Here is a 17,496-nt window from a genome sequence, read left to right on the forward strand (position 1 = left end):
TTCGCGAACGAGTAGCCCTGTGCAACCACCAGTTGCACCGCTTCTGCCTTGAATTCGTCAGTTATGTTCCGTCTGCTCATTTCTCACCTCAGTTGGAGAATTATCCCCTTTAGAGGCGTCCAGAGTCATTGGACCACTACAGGTGCCGCCCCGCACAGGGGCGAAGCTAATAGACCGACAAGAATACAAGGAAAGGCCAACGCCGCAGGCAAACAGTCAAACGCCGAAGCTAATAGACCACTAAAAATACAAGGAAAAGCCAACCCCGCAGGCAAACAACCAAACAACCAAACACCAAAACCAACAGACCAAAACCAAAGCAAGCCCAACGCCGCAGGCAAACCACCCAAAGCGCCGCGCAGGCAAAAAAAACCAAAAAAAAGCGCCAGGCCCCAAAAGAACCCAGCGCTGCGCAGCAGAAAAAAAACTTCAATCTTTAGCCGAAGAAGCCGCCCCATGACTTAACCAGTCAAGCACAGCGGTAGCATCATCATCCGCGCCGCTACGCACCTTGGCGACCGCTTCAGAAACCTCTTCATTAGGCATGGCTCGCCGGATGGCGACCCCCACAGCGAGAATATCGATCATCACCAGATGCAAGATCCGCGAGATCATGGAAAGCTGCGACTCACGAATCTCAATGTGATCCGTCTCAAGCGCGACCGTAGCCCGCTTCGCCAGCGGCGTATTGCTCGACGTAATCGCAATCACCTGCGCGCCAGCCTGCATCGCCACATCCAGCACGCGCAGCAGTTCAGGCGCACGCCCTGACTTCGACACGGCAACAATCACGTCGCCCTTGCCAAGCAACGCCGCAGACGCCGCCTGCATATACAGATCGCCATAAGCGATCGTCGGAATGCCAAAGCGGAAGAACTTGTAATGCGCATCCTGTGCGACGATGTTCGAATTGCCGAGCCCATAAAACTCGATACGCCGCGCACCGTTCAACAGATCGATCGCCCGCTCCACGTGCTCGAAGTTCAGGTGCTCACGCAACTGCAAAATGGCAGACACTGTGTTGTCCAGCACCTTCGCGCCGAAATCCGTCGCCGTGTCGCCCAGATGCACCTGGCTATGGCTCACCGGAATCGTGCCCGTCAATCCCGTTGCAAGCTTCAGCTTGAAGTCGGACAGCCCCTGGCAACCCAAAGAGCGGCAAAAGCGGATCACCGTCGGCTGGCTCACGTCTGCCTTGCGTGCAATGTCCACAATCGGGTCGTTGATGATCGAACGCGGATGATTCAACGCCAGATCCGCCACGCGACGCTCGGCCGGTGTCAACGCATCACGCATCTGACGGATGCGTTCGAACACCGCCGACGAACTGCCGCCCGCGCGGTTCGACAACTGCTCGGCCAGAATCGCAGAGACGCCGAGGAACGCCGGATACTCCGCCGTGATCACATATGTCGGCACGCTTTGCAGATACGTCTCGAAGCGGCCTTTGGCCTCGAAGCGCTTGCGGAACGACGAACGTTCGAAGAACTCGCCCAGCCGCGGCACCACGCCGCCGCCAATGTAAATGCCGCCCAGCGAGCCGAGCGTCACCGCGATGTTGCCGGCGAACGTGCCCAGGATGCCGCAGAACACATCCACCGATTCCGCCGCCAGCGGCTCGCCTTCGAGCGCGCGCTTGACCACTTCCGACGTGTCGAAGCTGGCCGGCACGCGCTTCTTGTCGCGCGCTGCCAGCGCCCGGTAAATCACCTCGATGCCCGGTCCCGCCGACACCCGCTCGAACGACACGTGCGACCACTTCTTGCGCGCGTATTGCAGCACCAGGTCTTCGCGTTCGTCAGCAGGCGCGAAGGTGGCGTGACCGCCTTCGCTGCCCAGCGCGATCCAGCGATCGTCCGCGGGGATCAGGCCGGATACGCCCAGACCGGTGCCCGGCCCGAGCAGGCCGATCACGCTGTTCGGACGGCGGGTGCCGCCGCCCACCTGCACGCGTTGCGCGTCGGTCAGGCCCGGCAGCGCCATCGCCAGCGCGGTGAAGTCGTTCACGACCAGCAACGTGTCGAAGCCGAGCGCGCGGCGCGTCGCTTCAATCGAAAAAGTCCAGTCGTGATTCGTCATGCTCACCTGGTCGCCGTCGACCGGGTTCGCAATTGCAATGGCCGCATGGTTCACACGGCCAATCTTCGTGTCTTTCAGATACTTCTTGATCACGTCGGCCACGCCAGGGTAATCCGCGCACGGATAGACCTGCACCTGACCGATTTCTCCCGGCCCTGTCTCCAGTGCAAAACGGGCATTGGTGCCGCCGATGTCGGCCAGCAGCCGCGGACCGTCGGCGTGCTGGCCCGCGCCCGGGACAGCGTTAGTTTTCACACCAGTAGACATCGAGTCTCACTCCCTTGTCGTTTGCCAGCTTCGAGATGGCATTTTTTTGTGGCGCAGCGGCGGCGGCGTTCAGCACGTCGAGCTTGCGCGGTCCCGCGATCAACAGAAAAAGATGGCCGACCTGTTTCAGTGCCGACATCGACCAGCTCACGCGCGCATGCGGCGCGGCGCCGGGATGAACGGCCACGAACCGCTCGGGCGTGGTGATGGCGAAGTCCCACTCCGGCGAGTCCGCGAAGATCGACGCCGTATGGCCGTCTTCACCCATGCCGAGCACCGCCACGTCCGGCACGCGGCGGCGCGCATCGGCGTTCAGCGCGGCAATGTGCGCCTCGAGCGACTGCGTGACGTCGACCAGCGGCAAGAACGCGGCGCCTTGCGCGGCGTTCTGCAAGAGCGTCTCGTGAGCGAGACGCGAGTTGCTCGCCGGGTCCGTTTCCGCAACCCAGCGGTCGTCGACCAGGGTCACGTCGATGTGCGCCCAGTCAAACGGTTGAGCGGACAACGTTTGCAGGAACGGACGCGGACTGGTGCCGCCGGACACTGCAAGGGTTGCACGGCCCGCGCTGCTGGCAGACGCGGTTGCCTGAGCGGTAAGCGACGCATGTAAAGCGTCGCCCACCGCTTTCGCCAGCGCGTCCGACTGGGCGCGCTGATTGTCGAAAGCGTGAAGCTGGATCACTTCTCCTCCGTACTGCTTTCTTGTAGGGGCTGCAGGATATGCCGTAACGCATGGCAACGGCCGCTCGCGGGAGAGTGGTGTCCCGCTGCCGCCATTGGCGTCGCCTTACGGCGCCACCCCGTTCAGGTTATCGATGACTGATGCGTACCACGTGCAACCACGGCGCCGCGCGGTCTTTCGACCACGCCGCGCCGTGGCCGCTCAGTTCTCTTCTTCGAGCCAGCATGTACCGTGTTGCGCCAGCATCGCGCTCGAGGCCGCCGGCCCCCACGTGCCCGCTGCATACGGCTTGGGCGGCTTGTTGCTGGCGGCCCATTCGTTCAGGATCGGTTCGACCCAACGCCATGCGGCTTCCTGCTCGTCGCGCCGCACGAACAGCGCAAGCCGTCCGTTGATCACGTCGAGTAGCAGACGCTGATAGGCCTCCATCTGGCCTTCGCGGAAGAACTGGTCGAAAGCGAGGTCGAGGTGGACGCTGGCGAGATTCATGCCTTCGCCCGGCTGTTTTGCAAGGCAATACAGCCTGATGGTTTCGTTCGGCTGCAGACGGATCACGAGCCGGTTCGAACCCGGGCGCAACGCCGTCGGTCCGAGCGCCGAGTGCGGCACCGGACGGAAGTTGACGACGATTTCAGCCACGCGGTCCGCCAGACGTTTGCCGGTGCGCAGGAAGAACGGCACGCCGGACCAACGCCAGTTTTCGATTTCCACCTTCAGCGCGACAAAGGTTTCCGTCGTGCTGTCCGCCTTGACGCCCGGTTCGGTCGCATAGGCCGGCACCGCAGAGCCGCGGATTCCGCCCGCATGGTACTGGCCGCGCACGGCCACCTTACCGATGTCGCGCGGGTCGATGGGTTTCAATGCCCGCAGCACGCGCAGCTTTTCGTCGCGTACCGAATCCGAATCCATCGAATGCGGCGGTTCCATGGCGACGATGGAAAGCAGTTGCAGCAAATGGTTCTGCACCATGTCGCGCAATGCGCCGGTGTTGTCGTAGAAGTCGCCGCGCGCTTCGACGCCGAGTTCTTCGGCAATCGTGATCTGGATGCTTTCGACCCACTCACGGCGCCACAGCGGTTCGAACAGCGCATTGCCGAAGCGCAGGGCGAGCAGGTTCTGCACCGGCTCTTTACCGAGGTAGTGGTCGATCCGGTAGATCTGCTCTTCAGCGAAGATTTCACCGACTGCATCATTAATTGCGTTGGACGACTTCAGATCGTAGCCGAGCGGCTTTTCCAGCACGATGCGCGAGTTCGTGTTCAGACCCACGGCGGCGAGCGCCCGGCAGATCGGCACGAACAAGGAGGGCCCGGTGGCCAGATAGAACACCCGGATACCGGGCAAGCCGCTCACCGCTTCGCGCAGCAGCACGAAGTCTTCGGCGTTGCCCAGGTCGATGTTGATGTACTGGATACGCTCGAGAAAGCTCGCCCATGCGGCTTCGTCGAGGCCCTTGCCGCAGACGTGCGGCTTGACGTGTTCGTTGACCCACTCGAGGTAGCCATCGCGATCCGCCGCATGCCGCGCCACCGCCACGATCTTGCCGCTTTCTGCCAGCATGCCCGCACGGTGCGCTTCATACAGTGCCGGCAGGATCTTGCGCATCGACAGATCGCCGGTCCCGCCGAAGAGAACGAAGGTAAAACTTGAGTCGGTAAACATGAGTCTCCGTCGATGTCCAGGTGCCGCCCCAGGCGACCGTAGTGCGATAAAATTTTTTTTGACACTGAATTGTAGTTTAACTACAATCCAAATCAAGAGGTAGCGCTAATTCGATGAAAAAAGCGTGCGCAGTCAGGCAAGAAGCGCGTTTTCCCGAGTCGGCCTGCGTCCCCAGCATGTTAATGGACATTGCGTTTGCGCATCGGCCTGGAGCCCAGCGGGTCACGGCCGGCAACCAGAATGTCAGGGTTAACGTGGCAGGACACCTCGAGTCTGCCGCGCGCGACGCGGGCAGGCAAAAATCAAAAGAGGAGACAGTCAGTTGCATCCCGAACCACTCATCTTCTGAGCTTCCAGCGGCCGAACATCGGACCGCCGGCACATGCATGCGCATGCGCTTGCCCGAGGCTCGATCGCCCAGTGTTTTGCCTGTTTGAACCAACCACAGCACCCTGGCGACATCAGGGGCCATTCGTTTTTTGTTCAGGTGTCTGGAGGAGATAAGCAATGAAATTTCGCGCGATCATGGGCGCTTTGTGCGCCGCAGGTCTGATGTGTGGCGTGTCCGCAGTGCAAGCGGCCGAGTCGATCGAAGTGCTGCACTGGTGGACGTCGGGCGGCGAATCGAAGGCCGTCGGCGTGCTGAAAGACGACATGCAGAAGCAGGGTTACACCTGGAAGGACTTCGCGGTTGCAGGCGGCGCAGGTGCAGCCGCCATGACGGCACTCAAGACGCAAGTGATCTCGGGCAATGCTCCGAGCGCAGCGCAGATCAAGGGTCCGCTGATTCAGGAATGGGCCGAGCAGGGCGTGCTGGTGCCGATCGATTCGGTTGCCGGCGACTGGAAGAAGAACCTGCCGCCGCAGATCGACAAGATCATGCACGCCGACGGTCACTATGTTGCAGCACCGTTCTCGGTGCACCGCGTGAACTGGATCTGGATCAACAAGGAAGCGCTCGACAAGGTTGGCGCCAAGCCGCCTACCACGTGGCCGGAATTCTTCGCCGTGGCTGACAAGCTCAAGGCTGCCGGCATCCAGCCGGTCGCTGCCGGCGGTCAACCGTGGCAAGACCTGACGCTGTGGGAAGACGTCGTGCTGTCGCAAGGCGCTGACTTCTACAAGAAGGCGCTGGTCGACCTCGACCAGAAGACCCTGACGTCGCAGCAGATGGTCGGCGTGTTCGACACGGTCCGCAAGATCGAGTCGTACATGGACAACGGCCGTACCGGCCGTGACTGGAACCTCGCCACGGCCATGGTCATCAACGGCAAGGCCGGCATGCAGTTCATGGGCGACTGGGCGAAGGGCGAATTCGCGAACGCGAACAAGCAGCCGGGTACGGACTACATCTGCGCACCGGTGCCGGGCACCTCGAAGTCGTACACGTTCAACGTCGACTCGTTCGTGTTCTTCCAGCAGAAGGGTGCGAAGGAAGCCACGCCGGGTCAGCTGGCGCTGGCCAAGACGATCATGAGCCCGGACTTCCAGGAGCAGTTCAGCCTGTACAAGGGTTCGATTCCGGTTCGTCTGGGCGTGAACATGGACAAGTTCGACGCCTGCGGCAAGCAGTCGTACGCAGACGAACAGACGGCCATCAAGGCGGGCGGTTATGTTCCGTCGCTGGCACACGGTATGGCTCAGCCGGATGCAACGGCCGGTGCCATCACCGACGTCGTGACGAAGTTCATGAACTCGACGCAAGATTCGAAGAGCGCAGTTGACGCGCTCGCGAAGGCAGCGAAGACGAAGTAAGCAAAGTAGCAGGGCGCCCGGCCGCGACTCCACGCGCGGCCGGGCGCTTACCTCAAGCATGACGCTTTACCCAGAGTCACAGCCTTTGCCAGTCCAGCGTTGCGGTTTGGTCACGCAGGTTTGGGCCGGCATAGTTTCAGGAGTCGAGTAGTGACTGCTTCTCTTAGCGGAAACGGAAAATCCACGGCTGCCGTGGCCCGCCGCACGTCGCCCATGGCGGCGCTCGCCGACCGCTGGATCCCGAAGCTGGTGCTTTCTCCCAGCATCGCGATCAGCATTGTCTTTGTTTACGGCTTTATCTTTATTACGGGTTATCTGTCGCTGTCGAATTCGCGCCTGATGCCGCGCTATGAATTCGTCGGCCTCGACCGTTATCGGGAACTCTTCGATAACGACGTCTGGTGGACCTCCGCTGCGAACCTCGGCTGGTTCGGCATTCCGTTCATCGCCATCTGTGTGGGCCTCGGCCTGTTCCTCGCCATTCTGCTTGATCAGCGCATTCGCAACGAAGGCGCGCTGCGTGCAGTGTTCCTGTATCCGATGGCGCTGTCGTTCATCGTGACCGGCACGGCATGGCAATGGATTCTCAACCCGAATCTGGGCATGCAAAAGGTGCTGCACGACTGGGGCTGGACGAGCTTCGCGTTCGACTGGCTGGACAATCCGGACCGGGCGATCTTCTGTATCGTGATCGCGGCTGTGTGGCAATCCACCGGCTTCGTAATGGCGTTGTTCCTCGCCGGCCTGCGCGGTGTGGATGCGGAAATTTTCAAGGCGGCACAAGTGGACGGCGCGACCTTGCCCACCATCTACCGCAAGATCGTCATTCCGAGCATGCGTCCGGTGTTTTTCTCGGTGTTGCTGATTCTTTGCCACATCACGATCAAGACCTTCGACCTCGTCGTCGCGTTGACGGCGGGCGGTCCGGGGACCTCGTCGTCGCTGCCGGCCATGTTCATGTACACGTTTTCGTTTAACCGCGGGCAGCTGGGCGTCGGCGCAGCATCGTCGATGATGATGCTCGCAACCGTCGTGGCCGTGCTCGTGCCGCTGATGTATATGGAATCGAGGAGCACGCGTAATGCAGCCTAAGATGACGATCAGCCGTGCCGTCATTTATGCGGCGCTGATTCTGTTTGCGTTGTACTTCCTGTTCCCGCTGTATGTGATGTTGTCCACCTCGTTCAAGGACATCGATCAACTGCGTACCGGCAACCTGCTGACGCCACCGTCGCACCCCACCTTCGCGCCGTGGATCAAGGCGTGGAGCGAGGCGTGTACGGGCGTGCGTTGCGACGGCATGGAACCGTTCTTCATGAACTCGGTGCGCATGGTGATTCCGGCCGTGCTGATCTCGTCGATCATCGGCGCGTTCAACGGCTATGTGCTGACGCACTGGCGCTTCCGTGGCGCGGACCTGCTCTTCACGATGCTGCTGGTGGGCTGCTTCATTCCGTTCCAGGCCATCTTGCTGCCGATGGCGCGTTTCGAAGGGGCCTTGGGCCTGTCGAACACGGTGGGCGGGCTGGTGCTGGTGCACGTGGTGTACGGCATCGCGTTCACGACGATGTTCTTCCGCAACTTCTACGTCAGCATTCCGGCTGAACTGGTGAAGGCGGCGCGGATCGACGGCGCGGGTTTCTTCGTGATCTTCACGAAGATTCTGCTGCCGGTCTCGTTGCCGATCTTCATGGTCTGCCTGATCTGGCAGTTCACGCAGATCTGGAACGACTTCCTGTTCGGTATCGTGTTTTCGGGCGTCGATTCGATGCCGATCACGGTGGCGCTGAACAACCTCGTGAATACGTCGACCGGTGTGAAGGAATACAACGTCGACATGGCAGGCGCGATCATCGCCGCATTGCCTACGTTGCTCGTCTACATCATCGCCGGCCGTTACTTCGTGCGCGGCCTGACGGCGGGCGCAGTGAAGGGCTAACCCACAACGAGTGCCGCAGCGTGCCACCTGATACGCTGCGGTGCGAACCGGCATCCGGCCTGCGCCGCCTCGTGCGACGCACCTGAAGCTGTATCAGAGACAAGAGGATTCACAGCATGGCAAGCCTTTCCATCCGTGACGTGTACAAGACCTACCCGAACGGGGTGCCGGTCCTGAAGGGTGTCGACATCGAGATCGAGGACGGTCAGTTCCTGATCCTCGTCGGCGGCTCGGGCTGCGGCAAGTCGACGTTGCTCAACATGATCGCCGGCCTCGAGACGGTCACCAAGGGCGAGATCCAGATTGACGGCAAGACGGTCAATAACCTGTCGCCGAAAGATCGCGACATCGCGATGGTGTTCCAGTCGTACGCGCTGTATCCGTCCATGACGGTACGCGAGAACATTTCGTTCGGCCTCGGCATCCGCAAGGTGCCGAAGAACGAGCAGACGCAGATCGTCGACCGCGTGTCGAACATGCTGCAGATCCAGCACTTGCTGGATCGCAAGCCGGGTCAGTTGTCCGGCGGTCAGCGTCAGCGGGTGGCGATGGGCCGTGCGCTCGCGCGTGATCCGGTGATGTTCCTGTTCGACGAGCCGCTCTCGAACCTCGATGCAAAGCTGCGCATCGAAATGCGTTCGGAAATCAAGCTGCTGCATCAGCGTCTGGGTACGACGATCGTGTACGTGACGCACGACCAGATCGAAGCGATGACGCTGGGCGACCGCATCGCCGTGATGAAGGATGGCGTGGTGCAGCAGTTCGGCGCACCGCAGGATATCTATGATTCGCCCTCGAACCTGTTCGTGGCGGGCTTTATCGGCGCGCCGCCCATGAACTTCATCCAGGGCAAGCTGGTTGAGCAGGGTTCGGGCGTGGGCGTGGAGATCGATACGGGCGTGAAGCGTAGCGTGCTGAATCTGCCGTTCAATTCCGGCAAGGTGAAGGGGTATGTGGGCAAGGAAGTTATCCTGGGGCTGCGGCCTGAGCGGATTACGGATGCCCGCAGCGCGCACAACGTTGAAGATGCGCAACTGCAGCCGATCGAAGTGAAGCTCGATGTGATCGAGCCGACCGGTCCGGATACGCTGGTCTTTGCTCAGGTCAACGGCAAACGCGTGGTGAGCCGCGTGCACCCGGCTTCGAATCCGCAACCGCTGTCGAACATGACGCTGCTGTTCGATGTGTCGAAGGCGGTGTTGTTCGACCCGGCTAACGAAGAGCGGATCGCTTAAGGCCTGGCTGTGGCCCGCTAGCAGGCGAACACCGAAGACGAAGACGAAGACGAAGACGAAGATATAAAGAGCCCCGTGCGTTCAGAGACGTATGGGGCTTTTGTTTATACAGCGGCGGCAGACTCAATGCGGCAAACGCACGTCGAAACGAAACGTCACCAGCCGCGCCAGCAGAATAAAGGCCGTGGCGATCAACACGCTATACACCGTGTCGAAGCTGACATAGTCGAGCAGCACGTAGATCCAGCATCCGGCAAACGCACAGGTTGCGTACGGCCTTGAATCGCGCAGGATCAGCGGCACTTCGTTGCACAGCACGTCGCGGATCACGCCGCCGAACACGCCCGTCAGCACGCCGAGCATGACCGCGGTGAACCACGGTATTTGCGCATCGAGTGCAAGGGACGTCCCCGAAATGCTGAAGAGCCCGAGACCCACCGCGTCCGCGACGAGCAACGCGCGCTCGGAGATCAGCCGCGACGTCATCTTGAGCAGCATGGGCGCGAACAGCGACATCACAAAGATGGCGATCACATAGCCCTGATGCTCGACCCAGTAAAACGGCCGGCGTTCGAGCAGCACGTCGCGCACGGTGCCGCCGCCGAACGCCGTTGCCATCGCCACCAGAAACGTCCCAACCGCGTCGAGCCGCCGCGTGCGCGCTTCGATCAAACCGGAGATTGCGTAGGCGAAGATCGCCAGCGCTTCCATGATGGTGAGCGCGAGCGTTAGCCTCGGGTGCATTAATCCGGTCCCTTCATGGCTTTGGATGCCGGCACCTGCGTGCCCGGCTGCAACAGCACCAGCACGGCTCCTGAGCCGCCGTCATGCGGCCGCGCCTGGCAGAAGGCAATCACCTCTTCCTTCTGCACCAGCCACGCGCGCACCTTGCCTTTGAGCACCGGCTCCTTGCCGATCGAGCCGAGGCCCTTGCCGTGAATCACGCGCAGGCAGCGCAAGCCGCGCTTGACCGATTCGCGGATGAATTCCGCCAGCGCCTCGCGTGCTTCGTCGCGGCGCATACCGTGCAGGTCCAGTTGCGCCTGGACGATCCACGCGCCGCGGCGCAGCTTGCGCACCACTTCCTGGCTGACGCCAGGGCGGCAGTAGGAGAGTGTTTCGTCGGTTTCGAGCAGGATCTCCGGATCGAATTCGTCGGAGATCGCTTCGTGCAGCACCGCTTCTTCATCGAGTTTCGTCTGCACCGGCACGGGCGAGGGCGGCGTACGCAAAGGCGGCACGCGCGGCGGCACGACCAGCGGCGCGACTTCGCCGATTTCGCGGCGGAACAGATCGGCATCCGCCGACGCTTCGCGCTGCGCCTGCAGCGCCGCCACACGTTCGCGCTCGCGGCGCTCGGCGTCGCCCTTCAGCGCGGCGCGCAAAGCGCCGAGTCCGGCGAGTCCGGCCGCGGGCTCGAGCTGCGCTTTGGCGGGCGCGACCGGCGCCGGTGTCGGCTGGACAGCGGCGGGGCGGGGGCGCTTCGGTTCGCTAGGATGAGGCAGATTCTTTGCCATGACGATGTGATGCGTTCAAAGGTGATTCGTAGTCCAGCTCATGCAAAAAAGGCCGCGGGCTTGTCAGCCGCGGCCTCTGATGTAACGCATGCCGTAAGCGCCCGGGATCGTGCCCAGCCGCTATTTTACCGGTCTTGCTTCACGAAACCGGCCCTGCGGACGACCTGCTTCGAAGCGACGGCACGCCGGATTACCGGTCGGCTTCCGCGCTCATCACGTGCTCGCCGACCATTTCGTCAATGGTTTCGAGGTAACGCTGCGCGTCGAGCGCCGCCATACAGCCCGTGCCGGCGCTGGTGATGGCCTGACGGTACACGTGATCCTGCACGTCGCCGGCGGCGAACACGCCCGGCACGCTGGTGCCCGTTGCATTGCCCGACAGGCCGCCGTTGGTGATGATGTAGCCGTTCTTCATCTCCAGCTGGCCTTCGAAAATGTCCGTATTCGGCTTGTGGCCGATTGCGACGAACAGACCTTGCAGCGCCAGATCGGTGCTTTCACCGGTCTTGGTGTTCTTGATGCGCAGGCCGGTGACACCCGACTGGTCGCCCGTCACTTCGTCAAGCACGTGGTTCCACTTGATGTCCACGATGCCTTCCTTTTCCTTCGCCAGCAGGCGGTCGATCAGGATCGGCTCGGCGCGGAACTTGTCGCGGCGATGGATGACCGTCACTTTCTTCGCGATACCGGCGAGGTAGAGGGCTTCCTCGACTGCGGTGTTGCCGCCGCCGATCACCGCCACGTGCTGCTGCTTGTAGAAAAAGCCGTCGCAGGTCGCGCAGGCGGACACGCCTTTGCCCATGAACGCCTCTTCCGACGGCAGGCCGAGGTACTGCGCCGACGCGCCGGTCGCGATGATGAGCGAGTCGCAGGTGTACTCGCCCGAGTCGCCGATCAGGCGGATCGGCTTCTCGTTGAGTTTGGCCGTGTGGATGTGGTCGAAAATGATCTCGGTGTTGAAGCGCTCAGCGTGTTCCAGAAACCGTGCCATCAGTTCCGGACCTTGCACGCCGTTCGCGTCGGCCGGCCAGTTTTCGACGTCTGTCGTGGTCATCAGCTGGCCGCCTTGGGCCAGACCCGTGACGAGCACCGGATTCAGGTTGGCGCGCGCCGCGTAGACGGCAGCCGTGTAGCCGGCGGGGCCGGAACCGAGAATCAGGACCTTGGCGTGTTTCGTGGAGGTTGCGGGCATGATCGAAATCCGTAAAAAGCGTCCGGTCCCGCCCATGCGAGGCCGTGCGACTTGAGCTGAAACTGTAGATGGGTATCAGACGCGCATTATAAAGGTCAGGGCGAACGGCTGCTTCATGAAGCTTACTGATCGCGGCAATAGCCTTACACCGGCCGGTCGCGCCTATGACTGGCGGCTGTTGCCTCTAGCCGGCCGCATCTGAGTCCGGCCGTAACTGAGGCCTGCCGCGCCTGGAGCCGGCCGCGACAAAAGCCGGCGGTTGCGGAGGCTGACCGGGGCCGGCCAGCAGACGGTGCGTGAGACCGGCGCCTGCAGGCCCGCTGTCGCGAAAACCACGCCAGGAACCCCGGTTACCGTCATTTACAGCCTTGCGCGCGACACTGCGTTTACAATAGGCCGGATCGAACGACCCGGCGGCCGCGACCGGGCACCCAGCACCGCTTTGGGCCACGCATTGGCCCGCGCGCCGGGCCTCACACGCAACAGGATCAATGGCAAAAGCTCCTTATTCCGCGAGCGCGCAGGCATTGCCGCACCGCATGTCGCGCCTCTTCACCGAAATCCGCTGGATCCTCCAGGTCGCGCTCGGCGTCTTCCTGCTGATGGGGCTCGTCAGCTATAGCCGGCACGACCCCAGCTGGACGCACGCCGCCCAGGTGGATCACATCGCCAACTGGGCCGGCCGCGTCGGCGCGTGGGTCTCCGACATTCTGCTGCTTCTGTTCGGCCTGTCCGCGTATTGGTGGGTGGTGCTGCTCGGTCGGCGCATTTCGGCCAATTACCGCCGTATCACCAGCCAGGAGCCCGTTCAGGATGACGCCCCGCGCGACGCAAGCTGGCTCGCCGAAGTTTTCGCCTTCGTGCTGGTGCTGCTCGCAAGCGACGGCATCGAGGCGCTGCGCATGTGGTCGCTGAAAGTACAACTGCCGCGCGCGCCGGGCGGCGTGATCGGCGAGGCCGTGGCGCGCGGCGTGTCGCACGCGCTCGGCTTCACGGGCGGCACGCTCGCGCTGCTGGTGGTGCTTGCCATTGGTCTGTCGCTGTATTTCCGGTTTTCGTGGCTTTCCGTAGCGGAAAAAGTCGGCGAATCGATCATTTCCGCCGTGACGTTTGCACGGCTGCGTCGTGAAGCCGGCCGCGACCGCAAGCTGGGTGAAGCCGCCGCCGTCAAGCGCGAAGGCAAGGTGGAGCAGGGCCGCGTGCGTATCGAAGAGCACGAGCCGGTGATGATCGTGCCGCCGGTCGTTACACCGGCCAAGTCCGAGCGCGTGGAAAAAGAACGTCAGGTGCCGCTTTTCACCGATCTGCCGGGAGATTCGACGCTGCCGCCCATCTCGCTGCTGGACCCCGCGCCCGCGGCGCAGGAAACCATTTCGCCGGACACGCTCGAATTCACCTCGCGTCTGATCGAGAAAAAGCTCAAGGATTTCGGCGTCGAGGTGAGCGTGGTCGCGGCTTATCCGGGCCCCGTCGTCACGCGCTACGAAATCGAACCTGCCACCGGCGTGAAAGGCAGCCAGATCGTCAATCTGGCGAAAGATCTGGCGCGCTCGCTATCGCTCGTGTCGATCCGCGTGGTCGAAACGATCCCGGGCAAGAATTTCATGGCGCTGGAGCTACCGAACCAGCGACGTCAGACCGTGAGCCTGTCCGAGATTCTCGGCTCGGCGGTCTATGCGGACGCTGCGTCGCCGCTGACTATGGGGCTCGGCAAAGACATCGGCGGCAAGCCGGTGTGTGCTGATCTCGCGAAGATGCCTCATTTGCTGGTGGCCGGCACGACCGGCTCGGGCAAGTCGGTGGGCATCAACGCCATGATTCTGTCGCTGCTCTACAAGGCCAGCGCCGAACAGGTCCGCATGATCCTGATCGATCCGAAGATGCTCGAAATGAGCGTCTACGAAGGTATTCCGCATCTGCTGTGTCCGGTCGTCACGGACATGCGCCAGGCCGGCCACGCGCTCAACTGGGCGGTCGCCGAAATGGAACGCCGTTACAAGCTGATGAGCAAGCTGGGTGTGCGCAACCTCGCCGGCTACAACAACAAGATCGACGAAGCCGCCAAGCGTGAGGAGAAGCTGCCCAACCCGTTCAGCCTGACGCCGGAAGAACCGGAGCCGCTGTCGCGCCTGCCCAACATCGTGGTCGTGATCGACGAACTGGCCGATCTGATGATGGTGGTCGGCAAGAAGGTCGAAGAGCTGATTGCACGGATCGCGCAGAAGGCGCGGGCCGCGGGCATCCATCTGATTCTGGCGACCCAGCGGCCGTCCGTCGACGTCATCACCGGCCTGATCAAGGCCAACGTGCCGACGCGGATGGCTTTCCAGGTGTCGTCGAAGATCGACTCGCGCACGATTCTCGATCAACAGGGTGCGGAGTCGCTGCTCGGCATGGGCGACATGCTGTATCTGCCGCCTGGCAGCGGCTTGCCGGTGCGGGTGCACGGCGCTTTTGTGTCCGATGAGGAAGTGCACCGCGTCGTCGAAAAACTCAGGGAGCAGGGCGAGCCGAACTATATCGAGGGCATCCTCGAAGGGGGTGTCACCGGCGAAGGCGACGAAGGTTCCGCGGGCGTCGAAGGAACCGGTGCGGGCGGCGGCGAGTCGGACCCGCTATACGACCAGGCGGTCGAAGTCGTCATCAAGAATCGCCGCGCGTCGATCTCGCTGGTGCAGCGGCATCTGCGAATTGGCTACAACCGCGCCGCGCGCCTGCTCGAACAGATGGAACAGTCCGGGCTCGTGTCGGCGATGTCGTCCAACGGTAATCGCGAGATTCTCACACCCGCGCGGGAAACCGACTGAGCGTCCAGACCTCACCCGACGGGCGGCGGCGCGCGGTGTGCGCCGCCCCGTCCCGGTACGATTCAATCCACGGAGAATGATATGCAGCAATACGCCGGGCATCGTGCCCATTCTGGCCGCCTCACGGGCCGCTGCGGTCATCTGGTTCGCACGCTTGTGCGCGGTCTGGGCAGTGTCGCCATCGGCGCGACGCTGCTGGTCGCGCAGCAGGCGTTCGCGAGCGGCACAGAGCAGTTGAAGGCGTTTGTCGCACAAGTGCATTCGGCGCGCGGCGACTTCGTGCAGCAGGAAGTGCGCGCGCCGAGCAAGGCGCAAAGCAGCGCGAGCGATGCCGCGCCAGTCATGCAGAAAAGCACCTCGTCGAGCGGCACGTTCGTGTTTGCGCGGCCGGGCAAATTCATCTGGTCGTACATGAAGCCTTACGAGCAGGTGCTTCAGGCTGACGGCGACAAGCTCTATGTGTACGACAAGGACCTGAACCAGGTGACCGTGCGTGCGCTGGGCGGTGCGCTGGGTGCGAGCCCGGCGGCGATCCTGTTCGGCAGCAACGATCTGGATAAAAACTTCACCTTGCACGACGCGGGCGTGAAGGCCGGAATCGACTGGCTCGAACTGATTCCGAAGGCGAAGGACACGCAGTTTCAGCGCGTGGGTATTGGCTTTAAGGACGGTAATCTGGAGGCAATGGAATTGCACGACGTGTTCGGCAACGTGACATTGCTGACGTTCTCGAACATCCAGAAGAACCCGCCGTTGCCGGCCGACGCGTTCAAGTTCACGGTGCCTAAGGGCGCGGACGTGATCAACGGTTGAGCGAGCCAGTCAGGCGCCGAGGGTTCCGCTTGCCTGAACGACTGTTCGCTGGAAAGAGAGGCCGCGCAGATCTTGCGTGGCCTTTTTCATTTCGCGGCGCGTGATTCCTCGGTTTCGACGCCCAACTGTGGATGGGCGGCTTTCATGTCGTCGATGAAGGCCTCGACGATATCCGTGCGATGTTGCCGGGCGCGTGTGACCATGTGAAACGCCACGCGGTATTTCATCTGAGCCGGATTCAGCGCTGCCAGCAAGCCTGCCTTGACATAGGGTTCCGCGAAGTGCCCAGGCAGATAGCCGAGGTGATGACCGGACAACACCAGCATTGCGACGGCTTCCATGTTGTCGGCCAATGCGGTCACATTTTGCGGGGTAGTTGAACTCTCGGCTTCGGGCAACGGATAGCTGCGCCATGCCCATTCATGCTGCGCCGCCTCGGCCGGCGCGACCGTGCCTGCCTCGCCGAACAACGGGTGACCCTTCGCGCAAAAGGCGAGTTGATCTTCGGCGAATACCTCCGTGTATTCCAGCGACGGCACCCGATGCCAGAAATAGCCGATGCCCACCTGGATGCGCCCGTTCAGCAGCAACTCCTCGAGTTCGCCGGGAGATCGCACCAGGATGGAAAAACGCACCGACTGATCACGGCTGCGAAACCGTCCGATTGCATTGCTGATGCGCGCGCTGGCCGCGACCGGCGTGTGTCCGATCATGCCGATATCCAGCGTACCCACCAGCTTGCGACCAACATTGCGCGCTTGCATGCCGAAGGTGTCGACCGCGGCGAGCAACGCGCGGGCGGCTTCGATAAATTGCTCGCCGCGGGCTGTGAGGCTGAAGCCACTGCGGCCGCGCTCGCACAACCGGTAGCCAAGCCGTGTCTCCAGCGTGGCGAGCTGCGTGCTGATGGTCGACTGGCCGACGTTCAGCGTCGCCTGAGCCGGCGAGACGCCACCGGCGTCGACAATTGCCAGAAAGACGCGGATCAGGCGCAGATCGAGATCGGTGAGTTGGGAGAACATGGGATCGAATACATCGTTCTGAATCGATGTGTAGTTTATTCCATCGGCATTTTATGTTGCTGCGAAGTGCTCAAAAATGAAGTTTCACTCGGCGTCCTCTGTGGATTGCCGCCCGGTCTGCCGCTTTTTCTATTTCATTGCTGAGCCACGATGCATATTTCTTCCTTTGTTTCCCCCGATGCCTCGGAGCGTCCCCAGCCCCTGTCCGGCAATGCAATGCCTCGCTGCGGCGGCATCGCAACGATGATGCGCTTGCCCAACGTAGGCTCGGCGCAAGGGCTCGACGCGTGCTTCGTCGGCGTACCGTTCGACCTTGGGACCTCAAACCGCACCGGGGCGCGTTTCGGACCCCGCCAGATTCGCAGCGAATCGGTGCTGCTACGGCCGTACAACATGGCCACGCGCGCTGCGCCATTCGACTCGCTGCGGGTGGCCGACATCGGTGACGTGGCGATCAATCCGTATAACCTGCCCGATTCGATCAAACGCATTGAAACTGCCTACGACGAGATCCTGCAGCATGGCG

15 protein-coding genes are annotated in these 17,496 nt (G+C 62.2%); 7 read left to right on the plus strand and 8 right to left on the minus strand.

The window, feature by feature from the left end:
• Window positions 1–125: 125 nt before the first annotated feature.
• The 4 genes from VGH41_RS05445 to zwf form a co-directional block, all read right to left on the minus strand.
• A complete protein-coding gene (locus VGH41_RS05445; protein ID WP_331596324.1) occupies window positions 126–458 on the minus strand; it encodes a hypothetical protein in 333 nt (110 codons plus the stop codon).
• A complete protein-coding gene (locus VGH41_RS05450) occupies window positions 430–2,346 on the minus strand; it encodes a bifunctional transcriptional regulator/glucokinase (protein ID WP_331596325.1) in 1,917 nt (638 codons plus the stop codon). The genes VGH41_RS05445 and VGH41_RS05450 overlap by 29 nt, the downstream gene beginning before the upstream one ends.
• Window positions 2,324–3,028, minus strand: a complete 705-nt coding sequence (pgl, locus tag VGH41_RS05455) for a 6-phosphogluconolactonase (RefSeq protein ID WP_331596326.1) — start codon at window positions 3,026–3,028, stop codon at window positions 2,324–2,326. The genes VGH41_RS05450 and pgl overlap by 23 nt, the downstream gene beginning before the upstream one ends.
• 201 nt (window positions 3,029–3,229) lie before the next feature.
• Entirely contained in the window at window positions 3,230–4,690 is a 1,461-nt protein-coding gene (gene zwf / locus VGH41_RS05460; RefSeq protein WP_331596327.1) for a glucose-6-phosphate dehydrogenase, read from the minus strand.
• A 507-nt stretch (window positions 4,691–5,197) separates the two neighbouring features.
• Here zwf and VGH41_RS05465 point away from each other — a divergent pair.
• The 4 genes from VGH41_RS05465 to VGH41_RS05480 all read left to right on the plus strand — a co-directional run bounded on the left by VGH41_RS05465 (window position 5,198) and on the right by VGH41_RS05480 (window position 9,619).
• Window positions 5,198–6,445: an ABC transporter substrate-binding protein gene (locus VGH41_RS05465; RefSeq protein ID WP_331596328.1), complete on the plus strand. Its 1,248-nt coding sequence runs from the start codon at window positions 5,198–5,200 to the stop codon at window positions 6,443–6,445.
• Window positions 6,446–6,595: 150 nt separating this feature from the next.
• Complete coding sequence (locus VGH41_RS05470) at window positions 6,596–7,537, plus strand: sugar ABC transporter permease (RefSeq protein ID WP_331596329.1); 942 nt, start codon at window positions 6,596–6,598, stop codon at window positions 7,535–7,537.
• Window positions 7,527–8,384, plus strand: coding sequence for a carbohydrate ABC transporter permease (locus VGH41_RS05475; RefSeq protein WP_331596330.1), 858 nt, complete (start codon window positions 7,527–7,529; stop codon window positions 8,382–8,384). The genes VGH41_RS05470 and VGH41_RS05475 overlap by 11 nt, the downstream gene beginning before the upstream one ends.
• 116 nt (window positions 8,385–8,500) lie before the next feature.
• The gene (locus tag VGH41_RS05480; RefSeq protein WP_331596331.1) at window positions 8,501–9,619 is read left to right on the plus strand and encodes a sn-glycerol-3-phosphate ABC transporter ATP-binding protein UgpC; all 1,119 of its coding nucleotides are present in this window, start codon (window positions 8,501–8,503) and stop codon (window positions 9,617–9,619) included.
• Between the two features lie 123 nt (window positions 9,620–9,742).
• Here the strand turns inward: VGH41_RS05480 and VGH41_RS05485 are convergent, their stop codons facing one another.
• The 3 genes from VGH41_RS05485 to trxB all read right to left on the minus strand — a co-directional run bounded on the left by VGH41_RS05485 (window position 9,743) and on the right by trxB (window position 12,328).
• Entirely contained in the window at window positions 9,743–10,363 is a 621-nt protein-coding gene (locus VGH41_RS05485) for a trimeric intracellular cation channel family protein (protein WP_331596332.1), read from the minus strand.
• On the minus strand, window positions 10,363–11,136 hold the full coding sequence (locus tag VGH41_RS05490) for a Smr/MutS family protein (RefSeq protein ID WP_331596333.1): 774 nt from the start codon (window positions 11,134–11,136) through the stop codon (window positions 10,363–10,365). Before VGH41_RS05490 ends, VGH41_RS05485 begins: the two co-directional genes overlap by 1 nt.
• Before the next feature lie 190 nt (window positions 11,137–11,326).
• Window positions 11,327–12,328, minus strand: coding sequence for a thioredoxin-disulfide reductase (trxB, locus tag VGH41_RS05495; RefSeq protein ID WP_331596334.1), 1,002 nt, complete (start codon window positions 12,326–12,328; stop codon window positions 11,327–11,329).
• Window positions 12,329–12,819: 491 nt separating this feature from the next.
• On the opposite strand from trxB, the gene VGH41_RS05500 reads away from it, so the two are divergent.
• Together VGH41_RS05500 and lolA are read left to right on the plus strand one after the other, a co-directional pair.
• Window positions 12,820–15,135, plus strand: a complete 2,316-nt coding sequence (locus VGH41_RS05500) for a DNA translocase FtsK (protein ID WP_331596335.1) — start codon at window positions 12,820–12,822, stop codon at window positions 15,133–15,135.
• An 81-nt stretch (window positions 15,136–15,216) separates the two neighbouring features.
• Window positions 15,217–15,948 (plus strand): outer membrane lipoprotein chaperone LolA, encoded by a 732-nt coding sequence (gene lolA / locus VGH41_RS05505; protein WP_331596336.1) that lies wholly within the window; start codon window positions 15,217–15,219, stop codon window positions 15,946–15,948.
• Window positions 15,949–16,034: 86 nt separating this feature from the next.
• On the opposite strand, the gene VGH41_RS05510 is transcribed toward lolA, so the two are convergent.
• Window positions 16,035–16,970 carry a LysR family transcriptional regulator gene (locus tag VGH41_RS05510; RefSeq protein ID WP_331596337.1) on the minus strand — a complete coding sequence of 312 codons (936 nt, stop codon included), beginning with the start codon at window positions 16,968–16,970 and terminating at the stop codon, window positions 16,035–16,037.
• 150 nt (window positions 16,971–17,120) lie between these two features.
• Here VGH41_RS05510 and VGH41_RS05515 point away from each other — a divergent pair.
• Window positions 17,121–17,496: arginase family protein (locus tag VGH41_RS05515; protein ID WP_331596338.1), on the plus strand; the 376-nt coding region annotated here is incomplete at its 3' end.

It is taken from the genome of Paraburkholderia sp. (genome assembly GCF_036488795.1).
In the GTDB taxonomy this organism is placed as follows: Bacteria; Pseudomonadota; Gammaproteobacteria; order Burkholderiales; family Burkholderiaceae; genus Paraburkholderia.

Coding starts and splice junctions, on each gene's coding strand:
- VGH41_RS05445 (WP_331596324.1), bottom strand. CDS start 458: ATGGGGCGGCTTCTTCGGCTAAAGATTGAAGTTTTTTTTCTGCTGCGC.
- VGH41_RS05465 (WP_331596328.1), top strand. CDS start 5,198: ATGAAATTTCGCGCGATCATGGGCGCTTTGTGCGCCGCAGGTCTGATG.
- VGH41_RS05490 (WP_331596333.1), bottom strand. CDS start 11,136: ATGGCAAAGAATCTGCCTCATCCTAGCGAACCGAAGCGCCCCCGCCCC.
- trxB (WP_331596334.1), bottom strand. CDS start 12,328: ATGCCCGCAACCTCCACGAAACACGCCAAGGTCCTGATTCTCGGTTCC.
- VGH41_RS05500 (WP_331596335.1), top strand. CDS start 12,820: ATGGCAAAAGCTCCTTATTCCGCGAGCGCGCAGGCATTGCCGCACCGC.
- VGH41_RS05485 (WP_331596332.1), bottom strand. CDS start 10,363: ATGCACCCGAGGCTAACGCTCGCGCTCACCATCATGGAAGCGCTGGCG.
- VGH41_RS05480 (WP_331596331.1), top strand. CDS start 8,501: ATGGCAAGCCTTTCCATCCGTGACGTGTACAAGACCTACCCGAACGGG.
- zwf (WP_331596327.1), bottom strand. CDS start 4,690: ATGTTTACCGACTCAAGTTTTACCTTCGTTCTCTTCGGCGGGACCGGC.
- VGH41_RS05475 (WP_331596330.1), top strand. CDS start 7,527: ATGCAGCCTAAGATGACGATCAGCCGTGCCGTCATTTATGCGGCGCTG.
- VGH41_RS05510 (WP_331596337.1), bottom strand. CDS start 16,970: ATGTTCTCCCAACTCACCGATCTCGATCTGCGCCTGATCCGCGTCTTT.
- VGH41_RS05450 (WP_331596325.1), bottom strand. CDS start 2,346: ATGTCTACTGGTGTGAAAACTAACGCTGTCCCGGGCGCGGGCCAGCAC.
- lolA (WP_331596336.1), top strand. CDS start 15,217: ATGCAGCAATACGCCGGGCATCGTGCCCATTCTGGCCGCCTCACGGGC.